The organism is Serratia aquatilis (assembly GCF_044865145.1).
GTDB classification, from domain to species: Bacteria; Pseudomonadota; Gammaproteobacteria; order Enterobacterales; family Enterobacteriaceae; genus Chania; species Chania aquatilis.
Genome location: NZ_CP173186.1, coordinates 5,205,914 through 5,223,896 on the forward strand (window position 1 = coordinate 5,205,914; position 17,983 = coordinate 5,223,896).

At 52.8% G+C, this 17,983-nt stretch carries 15 protein-coding genes and 1 riboswitch; of the genes, 7 read left to right on the forward strand and 8 right to left on the reverse strand.

Annotated elements, in window-relative coordinates; genetic code table 11:
• Positions 1–47 precede the first annotated feature (47 nt).
• Positions 48–299, reverse strand: a riboswitch (cobalamin riboswitch).
• 120 nt (positions 300–419) lie between these two features.
• Entirely contained in the window at positions 420–1,523 is a 1,104-nt protein-coding gene (gene trmA / locus SAQUA_RS23660; protein WP_380674334.1) for a tRNA (uridine(54)-C5)-methyltransferase TrmA, read from the forward strand.
• Between the two features lie 44 nt (positions 1,524–1,567).
• Here the strand turns inward: trmA and SAQUA_RS23665 are convergent, their stop codons facing one another.
• Together SAQUA_RS23665 and fabR are read right to left on the reverse strand one after the other, a co-directional pair.
• The gene (locus tag SAQUA_RS23665; RefSeq protein WP_380674332.1) at positions 1,568–1,936 is read right to left on the reverse strand and encodes a YijD family membrane protein; all 369 of its coding nucleotides are present in this window, start codon (positions 1,934–1,936) and stop codon (positions 1,568–1,570) included.
• Between the two features lie 13 nt (positions 1,937–1,949).
• Entirely contained in the window at positions 1,950–2,582 is a 633-nt protein-coding gene (gene fabR, locus SAQUA_RS23670) for an HTH-type transcriptional repressor FabR (RefSeq protein WP_380674330.1), read from the reverse strand.
• A 214-nt stretch (positions 2,583–2,796) separates the two neighbouring features.
• Here fabR and sthA point away from each other — a divergent pair, with 214 nt between their 5' ends.
• Positions 2,797–4,194 carry a Si-specific NAD(P)(+) transhydrogenase gene (gene sthA / locus SAQUA_RS23675; RefSeq protein ID WP_380674328.1) on the forward strand — a complete coding sequence of 466 codons (1,398 nt, stop codon included), beginning with the start codon at positions 2,797–2,799 and terminating at the stop codon, positions 4,192–4,194.
• Here the strand turns inward: sthA and oxyR are convergent.
• Positions 4,177–5,094, reverse strand: a complete 918-nt coding sequence (gene oxyR / locus SAQUA_RS23680; protein WP_380674326.1) for a DNA-binding transcriptional regulator OxyR — start codon at positions 5,092–5,094, stop codon at positions 4,177–4,179. The genes sthA and oxyR overlap by 18 nt on opposite strands.
• 150 nt (positions 5,095–5,244) lie before the next feature.
• On the opposite strand from oxyR, the gene SAQUA_RS23685 reads away from it, so the two are divergent.
• From SAQUA_RS23685 to SAQUA_RS23695, 3 genes are all read left to right on the forward strand, one after another.
• Positions 5,245–5,976 (forward strand): glutathione peroxidase, encoded by a 732-nt coding sequence (locus tag SAQUA_RS23685; protein WP_380674324.1) that lies wholly within the window; start codon positions 5,245–5,247, stop codon positions 5,974–5,976.
• 149 nt (positions 5,977–6,125) lie between these two features.
• Complete coding sequence (locus tag SAQUA_RS23690) at positions 6,126–7,574, forward strand: dihydrolipoyl dehydrogenase (RefSeq protein ID WP_380674322.1); 1,449 nt, start codon at positions 6,126–6,128, stop codon at positions 7,572–7,574.
• A 68-nt stretch (positions 7,575–7,642) separates the two neighbouring features.
• Positions 7,643–7,885 (forward strand): toxin-antitoxin system HicB family antitoxin, encoded by a 243-nt coding sequence (locus tag SAQUA_RS23695; protein ID WP_404413224.1) that lies wholly within the window; start codon positions 7,643–7,645, stop codon positions 7,883–7,885.
• Here SAQUA_RS23695 and argH read toward each other — a convergent pair.
• The 4 genes from argH to argC all read right to left on the reverse strand — a co-directional run bounded on the left by argH (position 7,774) and on the right by argC (position 12,324).
• Positions 7,774–9,147, reverse strand: coding sequence for an argininosuccinate lyase (gene argH / locus SAQUA_RS23700; protein WP_380674318.1), 1,374 nt, complete (start codon positions 9,145–9,147; stop codon positions 7,774–7,776). The two genes, SAQUA_RS23695 and argH, sit on opposite strands and share 112 nt — an antisense overlap.
• Positions 9,148–9,219: 72 nt before the next feature.
• On the reverse strand, positions 9,220–10,437 hold the full coding sequence (locus tag SAQUA_RS23705; protein ID WP_380674315.1) for an argininosuccinate synthase: 1,218 nt from the start codon (positions 10,435–10,437) through the stop codon (positions 9,220–9,222).
• A 26-nt stretch (positions 10,438–10,463) separates the two neighbouring features.
• Positions 10,464–11,237, reverse strand: coding sequence for an acetylglutamate kinase (argB, locus tag SAQUA_RS23710; protein ID WP_380674344.1), 774 nt, complete (start codon positions 11,235–11,237; stop codon positions 10,464–10,466).
• An 82-nt stretch (positions 11,238–11,319) separates the two neighbouring features.
• Positions 11,320–12,324 (reverse strand): N-acetyl-gamma-glutamyl-phosphate reductase, encoded by a 1,005-nt coding sequence (gene argC / locus SAQUA_RS23715; protein ID WP_380674313.1) that lies wholly within the window; start codon positions 12,322–12,324, stop codon positions 11,320–11,322.
• Between the two features lie 216 nt (positions 12,325–12,540).
• On the opposite strand from argC, the gene argE reads away from it, so the two are divergent.
• Entirely contained in the window at positions 12,541–13,686 is a 1,146-nt protein-coding gene (argE, locus tag SAQUA_RS23720) for an acetylornithine deacetylase (RefSeq protein WP_380674342.1), read from the forward strand.
• 316 nt (positions 13,687–14,002) lie between these two features.
• Entirely contained in the window at positions 14,003–16,639 is a 2,637-nt protein-coding gene (gene ppc, locus SAQUA_RS23725) for a phosphoenolpyruvate carboxylase (RefSeq protein WP_380674311.1), read from the forward strand.
• 248 nt (positions 16,640–16,887) lie between these two features.
• Here ppc and metF read toward each other — a convergent pair whose 3' ends face one another.
• Positions 16,888–17,781 carry a methylenetetrahydrofolate reductase gene (gene metF / locus SAQUA_RS23730; RefSeq protein ID WP_380674309.1) on the reverse strand — a complete coding sequence of 298 codons (894 nt, stop codon included), beginning with the start codon at positions 17,779–17,781 and terminating at the stop codon, positions 16,888–16,890.
• Between the last annotated feature and the right edge of the window lie 202 nt (positions 17,782–17,983).

Genomic DNA, 17,983 nt, shown 5'->3' on the forward strand with positions numbered 1-17,983 from the left:
ATTGGCGGATGCCGCAGGCCCATAGTCGATAATTCGCGACGGCGATGGATATTGCGACGTACACCGGCAGGTTTTCGGGCTTGGGATTTGCAGGTTGCCATTAGCAAAGCGCACCGGGCGATGACTTCCCATCCAGCAGTGGACAGTGTCTGCATCATTTAACGTTGAGAAATGGGTGAGGCCTATTCCATGTTAAGACGCTATCGCCGTGACTTCCCCTTACCGCTGCGCGTCAGCTCCAGATTTGCACTGGATTCCCTTTTCACTCGCTGCTTGAGGCCGGACGGCAATGCTACGATCAATGAAAATAGATATCCAGACCTCCAATGCAGTTACCACGGTTCGGCACAACAAAACTGGACTTCACAGGCCGAATCCCTACAATTCCCCGCAGATCAAATTTGCCTGACGAGAAGAACATGACACCCGAGATTTTGCCTATTGAACGCTACGACGAACAACTGGCAGAGAAAACTGCCCGTCTGAAGACGATGATGTCACCGTTCACGGCTCCAGAGCCGGAGGTGTTCCGCTCGCAGGTTGAACACTACCGTATGCGTGCTGAGTTTCGCATTTGGCATGATGAAGATGATATGTACCACATCATGTTCGATCAGCAGACGAAACAGCGCATCCGCGTTAACACTTTCCCGGCCGCCAGCAAACTGATTAACCAATTGATGAGCGCGCTGATGACTGCCATCAGGCCAAATCCCACGCTGCGCCATAAACTGTTTCAGATTGACTATCTATCGACGCAGAGCGGAAAAATCATGGCCTCTCTGCTATACCATCGCAAGCTGGACGACCAGTGGTTACGGGAGGCTACCGCACTACGTGATGCATTGCGTGCTCAAGGCTTCGATCTGCATCTGATTGGTCGTGCGTCGAAAATGAAAATTCTGCTAGACCAGGACCATGTTGATGAAGTGCTACAGGTGGGTGGCCGCGACATGATTTACCGCCAGGTAGAAAACAGTTTCACCCAGCCAAACGCCGGGATGAACGTGAAAATGCTAGAATGGGCTTTGGCGGTAACCCAAGGTTCAAAAGGCGACCTGCTGGAGTTGTATTGCGGTAATGGTAACTTTTCTCTGGCTCTGGCACGCAACTTCGAGCGAGTGTTGGCCACTGAGATCGCCAAACCTTCGGTGGCGGCAGCACAATACAATATCGCGGCCAATCATATCGACAACGTACAGATTATACGTATGGCTGCGGAAGAGTTTACACAGGCAATGAACGGCGTTCGTGAGTTTAACCGCCTGCAAGGCATAGACCTGAGTAGCTATAACTGTGAGACAATTTTCGTCGATCCTCCGCGCAGTGGATTAGATGACGAAACGGTGAAGATGGTACAGGCTTACCCACGTATCCTTTATATTTCCTGCAATCCTGAAACACTATGTGCCAACCTGAGCACATTGCAGGTAACCCATAAAATCACCCGGCTGGCGCTGTTCGATCAGTTTCCCTACACCCATCATATGGAATGCGGTGTGTTGCTGGAGAAGTTTGCTTAACCGATTGGGGTAAAAGGTGGGCGCGAGGCACCCACCTTATTGTCTTATTGCAAAGGGCTTTCAACCAGCGCTTTACGCGCCTTCAGCTTCAGACCAATCCAGAATACCAGTGCCACACTGATGATCGCCGGCAGGAAATTAGAACCAATCTGTGGATATTCCACACGCACGTAAGCACTGAATGCCAGGATCCCCAACAGGAAGCAGGCAGCGACCAGTTTTGGCATACCGTCAGACATTGGCTGATTAAGATAGCGCTGATGCAGGCAATACGCCGCCAGCGCCAAAGCAATCAGCGGGAAGATCGAAAACGGCACCACCGAGCTGAACAGCGCGGCGAAAGAGCCGTTAATTGACAGGCCAGCAATAAATGCCAGCAGTAAAGTTCCATTCTCACGGCCTGGTTTTTCCATCACTTTCACCTTTCTAAACGTGGGATACAGATGCTTTCTCTTGTTCACGGCGATACCAGTAATAAGCCCCTTTGGAAATCATCCGCAACTGCAAGACTAAACGCTCTTCAAGCTGCCTCCGTTGCTCAATATCAACATCCAACGCTTCGGCACCGGCACTGAACACAATGGTCACCATGGCTTCCGCCTGCGCTTCGGTAAAGCTGCGCGGCATATGGTTTTCCAGTTCAAGATAATCTGCCAGTTCAGCGATAAAATGTTGAATTTCTCGAGCTACCGCTGCACGGAATGCAGCGGAGGTTCCGGAACGCTCGCGTAATAATAACCGGAAGGCATTGGGATTATTACCGATAAACTCCATAAAGGTAGAAACCGACGTTCGGATCACACTCCCACCTTTGGCAATCCGCTGACGTGCCTGCCGCATCAACTGGCGCAGCATCAAACCGCTCTCGTCCACCATAGTGAGGCCGAGTTCATCCACATCGCGAAAATGACGATAAAATGAAGTGGGCGCAATACCCGCTTCACGTGAGACTTCGCGCAGGCTCAGGCTGGCAAAACTGCGTTCAGCACTGAGTTGGCTGAAGGCCGCTTCAATCAGGGAACGACGCGTCCGTTCTTTTTGTTGTGCTCTGACGCCCATTTGCATATCCGGATAACTTCCCTTCTTTCAGTCTAACGCCGCAGAACTGGCAATATAGCAAATTTATTGCAACAGCATTTGTGCAAACGCGCCTTGTCACAGTTCCGTATAACGTTGGTTGCGCTTCGCCCCAAAAAACCTAATGGTCATTGGGCTCACAACCCGAAGGTGTTAAGATACCGTTGTAAATTTGTATAAAGACAGGTCTCTCCACATGCAACAGCACTATCAATTTGACGCAATTGTTATTGGCTCGGGCCCTGGTGGTGAAGGTGCCGCCATGGGGCTGGTGAAACAAGGTCTCCGCGTAGCGGTGATTGAACGGTACAATAGCGTGGGTGGCGGTTGTACCCACTGGGGAACCATCCCCTCGAAAGCCCTCCGCCACGCCGTCAGCCGCATCATCGAATTCAATCAGAACCCACTTTACAACAACTCCCGCACTCTCAGCGCCACCTTCCCCGATATTTTACGCCACGCTGATAGCGTTATTAATCAGCAGACGCGTATGCGCCAAGGGTTTTACGAACGTAACCAATGCAAACTGTTTGCCGGTGATGCCCACTTTATCGACGCCAATACCGTCAGCGTGAAGTATAGGGATAACACTCAGGATACGATCCGCGCCGACCATATCATCATCGCCTGCGGTTCGCGTCCATACCACCCAAGCGGCGTTGATTTTAAGCATCCGCGCATCTATGACAGTGACTCCATTCTTGAACTGAACCACGAACCGCGCCATGTGATTATCTATGGTGCTGGGGTGATTGGCTGTGAATACGCGTCGATCTTCCGTGGATTGAACGTCAAAGTGGATTTGATTAACACCCGCGATCGTCTACTGGCCTTCCTCGATCAAGAAATGTCAGACTCCTTGTCTTACCATTTCTGGAATAACGGGGTGGTGATACGCCACAACGAAGAGTTCGAGAAGATCGAAGGCACGGATGACGGTGTTATTGTTCACCTTAAATCCGGCAAAAAGGTGAAGGCCGATTGTCTGCTTTACGCCAATGGCCGTACCGGTAATACCGATTCGTTACGTCTGGATAATGTCGGCCTGGAAGCCGATAGCCGGGGCCTACTCAAGGTCAACAGCATGTATCAAACCGCCGTCGCACACATCTATGCTGTTGGCGACGTAATCGGCTACCCGAGCCTGGCTTCAGCGGCTTACGATCAAGGGCGCATTGCCGCACGGGCGATTTCCGCAGGCGAAAGTAGCGGGCATCTGATCGAGGATATTCCAACCGGTATTTACACCATTCCGGAAATCAGCTCCGTCGGCAAAACCGAACAAGAGTTGACCGCAATGAAAGTTCCCTATGAAGTGGGCCGCGCTCAGTTCAAACATCTGGCACGAGCGCAAATTGCTGGTGTGAACGTTGGCAGCCTGAAGATCCTGTTCCACCGTGAAACGCTGCAGATCCTTGGGATCCACTGCTTTGGTGAACGTGCGGCAGAGATCATCCACATTGGCCAAGCGATCATGGAACAGAAAGGTGAAGGCAATACTATCGAGTATTTCGTTAATACTACCTTCAATTATCCGACCATGGCAGAAGCTTACCGTGTTGCCGCGCTCAACGGATTAAACCGCCTGTTTTAAGTCCATGCCCATGTCATTCTGCATGTGCTCACGGATCGCCTCAGCCAACTGCTCGTAGCGGCTACGCAGCGGGGAGCCGGGGCGATACACCAGAGCAATGGTACGCTTCGGTTCCGGTTTGTAGCAATCCAGGTAGGAGACGCCATCGCGTTCACGTTCACGCGGTACGGCAAGCGCTGGCAACAACGTGATCCCACTGCCTGCTGCGACCATGTTGCGCAACGTTTCCAGGCTGGTTGCACGGAAATGGGTGTCTTCATCAGCGCCGGCCTGGAAGCAGAAGCCCAGAGCCTGGTCACGTAAGCAGTGCCCATCCTCTAACATCAACAGTTTTTCTCCGGCCAGATCAGACATCGCCACACGATCGCGGTGCGCCCATGGATGATCGGAATACACAGCCAACTTCATCGGCTCATCAAACAATGGCACTTCGATAAACGCTTCGGTTTCTTTCACCAAGGCCAGGATCGCGCAATCCAACTTGCCGCTATCGAGTTGTGCCAATAACTGGTGGGTTTGTGCTTCATGCAGATACATTTCCAGCTTGGGGAACGTTTTATGCAGCGTTGGGATAATTTGCGGCAGTAGATAAGGCGCGACGGTGGGGATCAGACCGATATGCAGAGGGCCGGACATCTCCTCACCCTGCTGGCTTGCCATTTCCTTGAGGACTTTAACTTCGCGCAGCACAGTTTTCGCCTGTTCCACCAGCAATAAACCCGCTTGAGTGAACAACACTTTACGGCTGGTTCGCTCGAGCAACATCACACCCAACTCGTCTTCCAGCTTGCGGATCTGCCCACTCAGTGTGGGCTGGCTGACATGGCACGAATCGGCAGCACGCCGAAAATGGCGGTGCTCGGCCAAGGCGACCAGGTACTCTAAATCACGAATATTCATTGTTGTCCTCTATACCATGATAGCTCATGACGATAGATAAGATAGCAATGAGTGATTAGAACTATCAACCCCCAGCGTGAATAATGCTCATCAACGAAATGGCACATCACCAGCGCTAGAAATTTATTTTCCTAATTAAGGGGTTAATCAATGTTTACCAGTCAAGAAGGCAAAAAAGTCCCTCAAGTTACTTTCCACACCCGCCAAGGTGACCAGTGGATTGATGTAACTACTGACGATCTGTTTAAAGACAAAAACGTTATCGTTTTCTCTTTACCAGGCGCATTTACCCCAACCTGTTCTTCCAGCCACTTGCCACGCTATAACGAACTGGCCGGCGTGTTCAAACAACACGGCGTCGACAGCATCCTGTGTGTTTCCGTAAACGACACCTTTGTGATGAATGCCTGGAAAGCAGACCAACACGCCGAAAATATTACCTTCGTACCTGATGGCAACGGTGAATTCACCAAAGGCATGAACATGCTGGTCGAGAAAGCCGATTTAGGTTTTGGTCCACGTTCATGGCGTTACTCGATGTTGGTGCGTAATGGCGTAGTGGAAAAAATGTTTGTAGAACCAAACAAGCCGGGTGACCCGTTTGAAGTGTCTGATGCAGACACCATGCTGAAATACCTGGCCCCCGAGTTCAAAGTACAAGAATCGGTTTCCCTGTTTACCAAACCAGGCTGTCCGTTCTGTGCCAAAGCGAAACAGATGTTGCAAGAACGTGGCATCCAATATGAAGAGATCATGTTGGGTAAAGATGCGACAACGGTCAGTCTGCGAGCTGTCAGCGGCCGCGCTACCGTACCGCAGGTGTTCATCGGTGGCCGCCATATTGGTGGCAGCGATGACTTGGAAACCTTTCTGTCGGCCTGAATGATAAAAAACACCCAATGAATTTTATAGGCGGTTAAACCTTCCGCCGTTTGAAAAACAGAGGGGAATAAACATCAACCTTTGGCGGGCCAAGCCCGCCCTTTTTTAAACACCAGGGTCTGCAAATCAAGAGGTATTCAGGAGCGGATATGAAACAGTTAAATGTCGATGTCGCCGTTATCGGTGGCGGTACTGCCGGTCTGGGCGCTTATCGCGCAGCCAAACTTTCTACCCCCAGCGTGGTGATGATCGAGGGGGGACCTTTTGGCACCACCTGCGCACGTGTTGGTTGCATGCCCTCCAAATTACTGATTGCCGCAGCAGAAGCCGTGCATCAGCTCGAACGAGCTCCGGGGTTTGGCGTGTATTCATCCGGCAAAACAGTCATCAATGGCCGCGAAGTGATGGATCGCGTCAAACGCGAACGCGATCGTTTTGTCGGCTTTGTACTGGAAGGTGTCGAAAGCATTCCTGCAACGGACAAAATTCAGGGTTACGCCCGTTTCATTGACGACAATACCCTGCAGGTTGACGATCATACACGCATCGTGGCGCAGCGGATTGTGATTGCCACCGGTTCACGCCCAAGCTGGCCTGCAGCTTGGAACGAACTGGGGGATCGTTTGATCATCAATGATGATGTTTTTAATTGGGATGAACTTCCCCAGTCTGTTGCAGTTTTCGGCCCCGGTGTGATTGGGCTGGAACTGGGGCAAGCCCTGCATCGTCTCGGTGTTGAGACAAAGGTTTTTGGTGTGGGTGGTGCCGTTGGCCCACTGACCGACAGTACCGTTCGCAAATATGCCGCGCAAAAGCTGGGTGAGGAGTTCTATCTCGACCCAGACGCCAAAGTAGACATCATGCAGCGTGAAGGTGACAAGGTTTATATCCGCTATCAGGACCGGCAAGGCCAAACCCAGGAAACCATGGTGGATTATGTGCTTGCTGCCACGGGCCGTCGGCCAAATGTGGACAAACTGGGGCTGGAAAATACCAACCTGCAGCTCGATGCCAAAGGCGTTCCACATGCCGATCGTCTCACCATGCAGACTAGCGTAGCGCATATTTTCATTGCCGGAGATGCCAGCAACCAGTTGCCACTGTTGCATGAAGCCAGCGATCAGGCACGCATTGCCGGGCAAAATGCCGGTAGCTTCCCGGAAATTAACCCGGGCCTGCGCCGTAGCGCAATTTCTGTGGTGTTCTCAGACCCGCAGATCGCCATGGTCGGTTCCACCTTCCGTGAACTGAATCAGAAATTCAGTGCCTGTGGCTGTTTTGAAGTTGGCGAGGTGTCGTTTGAAAATCAGGGCCGTTCCCGCGTGATGCTGCGTAACAAGGGCCTGCTGCACGTCTACGGCGAACAGGGTACAGGCCGTTTCCTTGGGGCTGAAATGATTGGCCCAGAAGTGGAACACATCGCTCATCTGCTGGCCTGGGCGCATCAGCAACAGATGACCATCAACCAGATGCTGGATATGCCGTTCTACCACCCGGTGATCGAAGAAGGCTTGCGTACCGCGCTGCGCGATCTGCAAGCCAAACTCAAGCTGGGGGAGTCAGAGGCGGAACGCTGCCAGCGCTGCCCTGGTGAATAAATATTCATCTCTGCAAAACATCAGACCGGGCCGCTGTGCCCGGTTTTTGCGTAATACACCCCAAACTGGTGCTACGCCTAACGCCAGAGCAGCATCGGCGTTTGCCAATCAACGCCATGGAGGAAGGTGTCAGCCTGAACCGCTACCTGTGTGCCCGGCTCAATCAGGGCCGAGTAAGTTCAGCCCTGTTAAAACGCTATCACCCCAAACGTTTCTTAGCCTCAGAAATCGCACTTGCGACCTGTTGTGGAGAAACGCCGCCCTTGGCAGCCCTTTTATCCAGGCAGGATTGCAGTGACAATACCGGATAAACATCGTCACCAATCACGCTGTTGAATTTCTGCAGGTCTTCCAACGGCAGGTCTTCCAACGGTTTTCCCTGACGAATTGCTTCAACCACCGCTTCACCAACGATGTGGTGCGCCTCACGGAATGGTACTCCCTTGGCGACCAGATAATCGGCAAGTTCTGTGGCGTTGGCATAACCCTGCTGCGCTGCCTCTTGGCAACGTGAGCGTTTCACCTGAATACCATCGAGTACCAGCGCGGCCATCTGTAGGCAATCCATCCAGGTGTCGAGTGCGTCGAACAACCCTTCTTTGTCTTCCTGCATATCTTTGTTATAGGCCAACGGCAAGCCTTTCAGCGTCATCATCATGCCGGTTAACGCCCCTTGCACGCGGCCAGATTTGCCACGGATCAGCTCCAGCGCATCCGGGTTTTTCTTTTGCGGCATCAGCGATGAACCCGAGGTTACCCGATCCGAAAGTTCGACAAATGCGGCTTCGCCGCTGTTGAAGAAGATCAGGTCTTCGGCGAAACGCGACAGATGCACCATGCTGATGGCGGCATTAGACAGCAGTTCCAGTACGTGGTCGCGGTCAGAAACGCTGTCCAGACTGTTGCGCGTGGCACAAGCAAAACCCAGCCACCCGGCAAGTTGTTCGCGATCGATCGGATACGCCGTGCCCGCAAGGGCACCGCTGCCTAACGGGCTAACATCAAGACGCTTCAGGGTGTCCTGCAGGCGGCTTTCGTCACGCGCCAGCATTTCAACATACGCCATGCACCAGTGGGCAAAAGTCACCGGCTGTGCGCGCTGCAAGTGGGTATAACCGGGCATGACCGCATCCTGATTGGCTTCAGCGGTTTCTACCAACGCCTGCTGCAGTTGTACCAGTGCCTGATGCAGTTCGCTGACCTGATGTTTGCACCACAGTTTCAGATCGGTCGCTACCTGATCGTTACGGCTGCGGCCGGTATGCAGTTTTTTACCCAGATCGCCGACTTTGTCGATCAGTTTCTGTTCTACCCAACTATGAATGTCTTCAGCATCGCTGTTAACAATCGCCTGTGGGTCGGCTCTCACCTCTTCCAACAGCACATTCAATGCCTGCTCAAGCTGCTGTTGCTCCGCAGGCGTCAATACATTGACGGTTACCAGTGCTTTTGACCAGGCGACGGAACCAACAATGTCCTGCTCCGCCAGGCGATAGTCAAAGCGCAGAGAATCATTTAACTGTTTGAACCGCAGGTCTGCCGCCTGACTGAACCTTCCGCCCCAAAGTGCCATAATTTTACTCCTGAATAAGTATGCGAAAGGGCGCAGCATGCTGCACCCCTTTAAACTGACGCTAAACCAAGTTTACTTTTTCTTCTCGTTCAACGCACGGATACGGGAAGAGAGCGAGAACAGACGGATAAAGCCACCAGCATGGCTGTGATCGTAAACTTCGTCTTCGCCAAAGGTAGCAAACTCTTCTGAGTAGAGACTATTGGCAGACTTTTTCTGGATTGCCGTGACTTGGCCTTTGTACAGTTGCAATACCACCTCGCCGTTAACTTCTTCAGCCAGTGCCTGCGCAGAAGCCTGAATGGAGCGACGCAGTGGCGCAAACCAACGGCCATCATAGACTACGTAGGACATTTCCAGGCCCAACTGCTCACGCCATTTAAAACTATCGCGATCCAGGACCAACTGCTCAACACCACGCAGTGCGGCAACCATAATGGTGCCTCCTGGGGTTTCGTAGCAACCACGGGATTTGATGCCAACCAAGCGGTTTTCCACGATATCGATACGGCCAACGCCGTGTTTGGCACCCAGCACGTTCAGGGTTTCCAGACATTTGTACGGGCTCATGGCTTCGCCGTTGACGGCAACAACGCGCCCCTTCTCTACGGTAACTGTTACCTGCTCTGGCTGATCCGGTGCTTGCAGTGGATCGACCGTCCATACCCAGCAATCTTTGTTTGGCGCATTCCACGGGCTCTCAAGCACGCCACCTTCGGTGGAAATGTGCCAGGCGTTTTCGTCACGACTATAGATTTTCTCCAGCGACGCGGTAGTTGGGATATTACGCTCTTTCAGGTAATCCAACAGGGCTTCACGGGAACGCAGGTTCCACTCACGCCAAGGAGCCACCACTTTCAGGTGTGGCGCCAATGCGGTATAGGTAGTTTCAAAACGAACCTGATCGTTGCCTTTACCGGTCGCACCATGGCACAGCGCGTCAGCGCCTACTTTCAATGCCAGCTCAACCTGGGCTTTGGCGATGATCGGACGCGCCATCGATGTACCGAGCAGATAGCTGCCTTCGTACAACGCACCGGTCTGCAGCACCGGGTAAACGTAATCGCGGATAAACTCTTCACGCAGATCGACAACATGACACTCAGAGGCACCGGATTGCAGCGCTTTTTGCTCAACGCCTTCCAGATCGCCGCGCTCCTGACCGATATCCGCTACGAAGGCGACAACCTCGCAACCACCGTAGTTTTCTTTCAGCCATGGAATGATGGCCGAGGTATCCAGGCCACCGGAGTACGCCAGAACGATTTTCTTGATGCCTTTGTTTTGCATTGTATTATTCCTTTTTAATACTAAATTTAAGCGAGGATCCGGGTACCAATCGGCACACCATTAAACAGAGCAGGAAGCTTTTCGGCATTGCGCCAACTGGCGATCTCCACCGGGCGGCCAAGCGTGCGCGCTGCATCCAGTGCCGCATTCACCTTCACCACCATACCATCGGTAATGATACCTTGAGCAATCAGTTGTTCTGCTTTTTGCGCCGTCATTTCCGCTATACGCTGCCCTTTGCCATCGAGAATGCCGCTGACATCCGACAGCAGAATTAAATCTGCCCCTAGCGTAGCCGCCAGCGCCGTCGCCGCCTGATCGGCGTTCACGTTCATCAGTTGACCTTCGGCAGTAATGCCGATGGAACTGATCACGGGCAGATAACCGGCAGCCAACAGGGTATTGAGCAGTGCCGGAGAACCTGGTTGCGCATTGCCTACGTGACCCAAAGCGGGATCCAACTGCGTGACAACAACGCTCCCACCATCGGCAAGGCTGAGCCCAACCGCATCGATTTTATGTTTTACCGCCCACGCCAACAGAGTTTTGTTCGCCGTACCCGCCAAGGCACCCGTTATGATGTCGATCTGATCGGCTGGGGTAACACGCAAACCATTTTTCTTGACGACCGGCAGGGAGAGTTGCTTCATCAACTCGTCCACCACGCAACCGCCACCATGCACGATCACCAGCGGCCGCTGATGTTCCTGGCGATAGATATCCAGCGCGGAAAACAAGCGCTCCAGCGCCTCTTCACTGTCCAGAAGTACGCCACCCAACTTGATAATTAATGGATTCATTGCTGTTTTACTCACACTTGCCCGCCATCTTTCAAGCCGCCGCTTACCGCATCGTTGCAGCTTGGAATCTGTTGGGCAGACATTAGATTAATGACTGGGTTTCCGGGAACCCAAAACGGATGTTCAAGCACTGAACCGCCTGAGCTGCCGCACCTTTCAATAGATTGTCTTCCGCTGCTACCACAATCAGGTGTTCACCCTGCACGGCAAAACCGATATCGCAGAAGGGTAAGCCCACCACTGATTTCAGTGCTGGGACGCCCTTTTCATATATCCGTACCAGCGGTTTTTGGTCGTAGGCCGCATGATATGCCGCAGCAACATCCTGCTCGGTCACCCCGGTTTTCAGGCGGCAGGTGATAGTTTCCAAAATACCACGTGGGAAATTACCCAGATGGGGGGTAAAGATGACCGGTACCCCAAGATGAGCAACAATTTCAGGATGATGGCGATGGTTAAACAGGCCGTAAGGTTGCAGGCTGACCTCACAGAAACTGGTGCCGATGCTGGCCTTGCGCCCGGCCCCACTGACACCGCTGACGGCGTTGATGTTTGGCCATTGATCCAGATTTAACAGTTGCTTCTCCAGCAACGGTTTCAGCGCCAATTGTGCCGCCGTTGGGTAACAACCCGGTACGGCAATCAGTTGGGCCTGGCGGATCTCTTCACTCTGCCACTCCGCCAACCCATACGCAGCCTTCGCCAACCAATCCGCATGCTGGTGTTTAAAGCCATAATACTGACTATAAAAATCAATATCCTGTACGCGGAAAGCACCTGAAAGATCGAACACCACACAGCCCGCCGCCAAAAAGGCCGGAGCGATGTCATGGCTGACTTCGTGTGCGGTCGCGAGGAACACCACGTCGATACCCTTGGCCGCTTCAGCAACGTCAACCAGCGGTTGCAAAGGCAGATCGACGATACCTTTCAATTGAGGGTGCAGGTCAGAAAGCAATTTTCCTGCATCTGTGCTTTGCGCTGAAACCGCTAAAGCGGTTATGTTCATATGTGGGTGGCGATTCAGGTAAGCCGTGAGCTCTGCTCCAGCATAACCGCTAGCACCAACAATCAGCGTATTCAACATGTGGCCTTTCACCTTCTTGGCTAGCTATCAGAGTCTCTGGCGACCCAGGTAATAGGGTTTGGTCGCGTTGTTGCGCGGTTCACCCACGTGGTAGAGCGTTGATGTTTTTACACACACATGGGCATAGTTCCCTTACGCTCCTGCTTACTGTATTTTTATTCAAAATAAATGCATGAATATTGATACTATCCTAACCAAAGGCTGTCAACAGTGAAGATGAAATTACCTCCATTTATTGAGTTGTACCGGGCATTGATTGCGACAAAATCGATCAGTGCCACCGATGGTGCTCTCGATCAGAGTAATGAAGCATTAATCAACTTGCTGGCGGGCTGGTTCCATGATTTGGGGTTCCGTGTCGACGTACAACCCGTGCCAGGTACCCGCAACAAATTCAACCTGCTGGCAAGCATTGGTGAAGGGAGTGGCGGCCTGCTGCTGGCGGGCCATACCGACACGGTACCGTACGACGAAGGCCGGTGGACACGAGATCCCTTTACCTTGACCGAGCACGATAACAAGCTTTACGGCTTGGGTACTGCCGACATGAAAGGCTTCTTTGCCTTTATCCTGGATGTGGTTCGCGATATTGATGCCAGCAAGCTGACTAAGCCACTGTATATTCTGGCAACGGCAGATGAAGAAACGACGATGGCTGGCGCACGTTACTTTGCGGCTTCCAGCAAGGTTCGCCCGGATTTCGCCATTATTGGTGAACCCACCTCCCTGAAGCCGGTACGTGCGCACAAAGGGCATATTTCCAATGCAATCCGCATCGTCGGCCAATCGGGTCATTCGAGCGATCCGGCGCGTGGAGTTAACGCGATCGACCTGATGCATGAATCCATCGGTCATCTGATGGAATTGCGCAAGACGCTACAAGAGCGCTACAACAACCCAGCGTTCGCCGTCCCTTATCCAACCATGAACTTCGGCCATATCAGTGGCGGTGATGCCGCTAACCGGATCTGCGCCTGCTGTGAATTGCATATGGATATCCGCCCGCTGCCTGGCATGACGCTGGATAACATCAACGAACTGTTACATGAAGCGTTGGAGCCAGTTAGCCAGCGTTGGCCAGGACGTTTGTCGATAGATGAACTCCATCCGCCCATTCCAGGTTACGAATGCCCAACCGATCATCATATGGTGGCGGTAATCGAAAAACTTCTGGGTTCACGCACCGAAGTCGTCAACTACTGCACTGAAGCGCCATTTATTCAGGAGGTCTGCCCAACGCTGGTTCTGGGCCCCGGCTCGATCAATCAGGCACATCAGCCGGATGAATATCTCGATACCGCGTTTATTGAACCGACGCGCAAGCTGTTAGGGCAGTTGGTTGACCATTTCTGCCAGCAATAAATCCACACTAAATATAGGGGGATAATTTACCATCCCCTTAGCTCTTTAACGGTTGAAAATCAGGCCAATAAGCCAGACTGATAACCGGCGGCCCGTAATTAAATTTCAGAAAATGTGCTGAAATTGATGTTTTTTTGCTGAAAATAGTGTCAATTGATGATTGGACAGGAACGTGGCTGGAAAAACAGTCGGTCTTTGCCAGACACGTGAAATTTACTTACAAGATGAGAAATCATGTACTCGCGGCTTTCAGGTGGTGGTGAGCAACACCGCAACCCGGGAGAATGAGTATGCATAGAATTGGGCCAGGGGTTATATGAACGAACAATATTCGGCAATGCGAAGTAATGTCAGTATGCTCGGCAAATTGCTCGGCGATACCATTAAAGAAGCGCTGGGCGAGCATATTCTCGATCGCGTTGAAACTATCCGTAAGCTTTCCAAATCTTCACGTGCCGGTAATGAAGCGCATCGCCAGGAGTTGCTATCAACATTGCAAAACCTGTCTAACGATGAACTGCTGCCCGTTGCCCGCGCCTTCAGTCAGTTCCTGAATCTGACCAACGTTGCCGAGCAATATCACAGTATTTCACCTCATGGTGAAGCCGCCAGTAATCCGGAAGCACTGGCCCAACTGTTTGTACGGCTGAAAGACAAAAAACTCAGCGATAGAGATCTACAAAAAGCGGTGGATGATCTCTCTATCGAGCTGGTACTCACGGCGCATCCAACAGAAATTACTCGCCGTACCCTGATCCATAAACTGGTTGAGGTTAACACCTGCCTCAGCCAGCTAGATCACAACGATCTGGCGGACTACGAGCGCAATAAAATCATGCGCCGTTTGCGTCAACTGGTTGCGCAATCCTGGCATACCGACGAGATCCGTAAAAATCGCCCTTCGCCTATCGACGAAGCCAAGTGGGGCTTTGCGGTGGTGGAAAACAGCCTGTGGGAAGGCGTGCCTGCCTTCCTGCGTGAGTTTAACGAGCAACTAGAAAACTCCATTGATTACAGCTTGCCGGTAGAGGCGGTACCTATTCGCTTCACCTCCTGGATGGGGGGCGACCGTGACGGTAACCCGAACGTAACGGCGGAAGTTACCCGACACGTGTTGTTACTGAGCCGCTGGAAGGCCTGCGATCTGTTTACCCGCGACATCCAGGTGCTGGTATCCGAGTTGTCGATGACCGAATGTACCCCGGAACTGCGTTTGCTGGCCGGTGGTGATGAGGTACAGGAACCTTACCGCGAATTGATGAAGCGCTTGCGCAGCCAATTAATGAACTCCCAGGCCTATCTTGAAGGCCGTCTGAAAGGCGAACGCGTACTGCGCCCACACGATCTGTTGGAAAACAACGAACAACTGTGGGAGCCACTGTATGCCTGTTATCAATCATTAGTGGCCTGTGGCATGAGTATCATTGCCAATGGGCAGTTACTGGATACCCTGCGCCGCGTGCGTTGCTTTGGCGTACCTCTGGTTCGCATCGATGTGCGCCAGGAAAGCACCCGTCATACAGAAGCCATTGCCGAACTGACGCGTTATCTGGGGTTAGGTGATTATGAAAGCTGGTCGGAAGCAGACAAACAGGCTTTCCTGATCCGCGAACTGAACTCCAAGCGCCCGCTGGTGCCGTTGAAGTGGGATCCGAGTGCTGAAACTCGGGAAGTGCTGGAAACCTGTCAGGTTATCGCCGAAGCACCGCAAGGTTCGATTGCCGCTTATGTGATTTCCATGGCACGTACACCATCTGACGTGCTGGCCGTGCACCTGCTGCTAAAAGAAGCGGGTTGCCCATTCGCGCTGCCGGTAGCGCCGCTGTTCGAAACCCTCGACGATCTGAACAACGCCGACGACGTAATGACGCAACTGCTCAACATCGACTGGTATCGTGGCTTTATTCAAGGCAAACAGATGGTGATGATCGGCTATTCAGATTCGGCAAAAGACGCAGGCGTGATGGCCGCTTCCTGGGCGCAATACCGTGCGCAGGATGCCTTGATCAAAACTTGTGAGAAAGCCGGGGTCGCGCTGACGCTGTTCCATGGCCGTGGCGGTTCGATTGGTCGTGGTGGTGCGCCTGCGCACGCGGCCTTACTGTCACAACCGCCGGGTAGCCTGAAAGGCGGCCTGCGCGTAACCGAACAAGGCGAGATGATCCGCTTCAAGTTCGGTCTGCCAGAAGTCACTATCAGTAGCCTGGCGCTCTATACCGGTGCCGTTCTGGAAGCCAACCTGTTGCCACCGCCGGAGCCGAAGAAAGAGTGGCGTTCACTGATGGATGAACTGTCAGAAACTTCATGCAAAATGTACCGCGGCTATGTGCGGGAAAACCCGGACTTCGTGCCTTACTTCCGCGCCGCAACGCCTGAACAGGAACTGGGGAAACTGCCGTTGGGTTCTCGCCCGGCCAAACGACGCCCGAACGGTGGCGTAGAGAGCCTGCGTGCTATCCCATGGATCTTTGCCTGGACGCAAAACCGCCTGATGTTGCCAGCATGGTTAGGTGCCGGTGCGGGTCTGCAGGAAGCCGTTAAGGCCGGTAAGCAGGATCAGTTGGAAGCCATGTGCCACGATTGGCCATTCTTCTCCACCCGTATCGCGATGCTGGAAATGGTGTTCGCCAAGACCGACCTGTGGTTGGCCGAATACTACGATCAGCGTCTGGTGGATGAATCCCTCTGGCCGCTGGGTAAACAGCTGCGCGAACAGTTGGAAAGTGACATCAAAGTGATTCTGACTATCGCCAACGACGACAATTTGATGGAGGATCTGCCATGGATTGCCGAGTCCATTGCCTTGCGAAACGTTTACACCGACCCGCTCAACGTCTTGCAGGCCGAGCTGTTGCACCGTTCGCGCCAGCAGGAGCAACCGGATGCACGTGTTGAACAAGCGCTGATGGTCACCATTGCGGGTGTCGCTGCCGGGATGCGTAACACCGGCTAGCCCCTCCGAAAGCACCGCATCGCGGTGCTTCAGACTGCTGACAAACCCCGTTATTAGGGAGAGCGTGCCGATGGGGTCGTAACGGCGTAAGCCGTCGGAGCGCCCCTCGGTGCGCTAGGCCCGGGTATCTCGGGTCAGAAGGCGACTTTGTCATCAACCTCAAGCACCGCATCGCGGTGCTTTTTTATACCTGCCTGAAATTAAAAAAGCGCCGTGACAACACAGCGCTTTTTCCGTTAATCAAGGTGTTATATCACCGCTGGCCGCACACCCAAAGTATGGCAAATGGCGTAACTCATTTCCGCACGGTTCAACGTGTAGAAGTGGAAATCCTTAACGCCTTCACGGCTCAGGATCTTCACCATGTCCATGGCAATGTTGGCGCCGACCATCTTGCGGGTTTCCGCATCGTCATCCAAACCGGCAAACATGCTACTCATCCAGCTCGGTACACGCACGTTGGTCATAGTGGCAAAACGCTGTAACTGCTTGAAGTTGGATACCGGCAGAATGCCAGGCACGATTTCTACATCGATACCCGTGGATACGCAACGGTCACGAAAGCGCAGATAGCTCTCTACGTCGAAGAAAAACTGGGTGATGGCACGGTTGGCACCGGCATCGATTTTACGCTTCAGGTTGATCAAATCGGCCTGAGCACTCTTCGCTTCGGGATGAACTTCCGGATAGGCTGCAACGGAGATATCAAAATCACCGACGTCTTTCAGCAGAGTAACCAGATCGGCAGCATACATATCCGGTTTGCCTCCGCCCGGTGGCAAATCGCCGCGCAGAGCGACGATATGACGGATCCCGCTATTCCAGTAGTCGGTAGCAATATCACGCAGTTGTGCCGGGCTGGCATCAATACAGGTCAGATGCGGTGCAGCATCCAGACCGGTACGGTCCTTAATGCCTTTGATAATGCTATGAGTGCGGTCGCGTTCGCCTGAGTTTGCACCGTAAGTGACGGAAACAAACTTGGGCTTGAGGCTGCTCAGCCGGTCAATTGACTGCCACAGGGTATCTTCCATCTCGCTGGTACGCGGCGGGAAAAACTCGAACGACACATTAATCTGGCCGCTTATCTCTGCCAGACTCTGATTCAGCGCTTCCCGCTGGTTTGCGTGAAAAAAACTCATACCCTGTCCGCCTCTTATCGATCACTGTTTTATTTTATTCTATTAAGCGTCTATACGTTTAGACGTCTAGATACACATAGAAAATGCCGTATATAGCCTAAAGAGTCAACAGGAAAGTGAGGGGAATACGATGAGTAATCCTCAAACAGCATGAGAGAATTTCATGATCGCAGGCAGCGAAAGGGCGCGGACATACACCGCG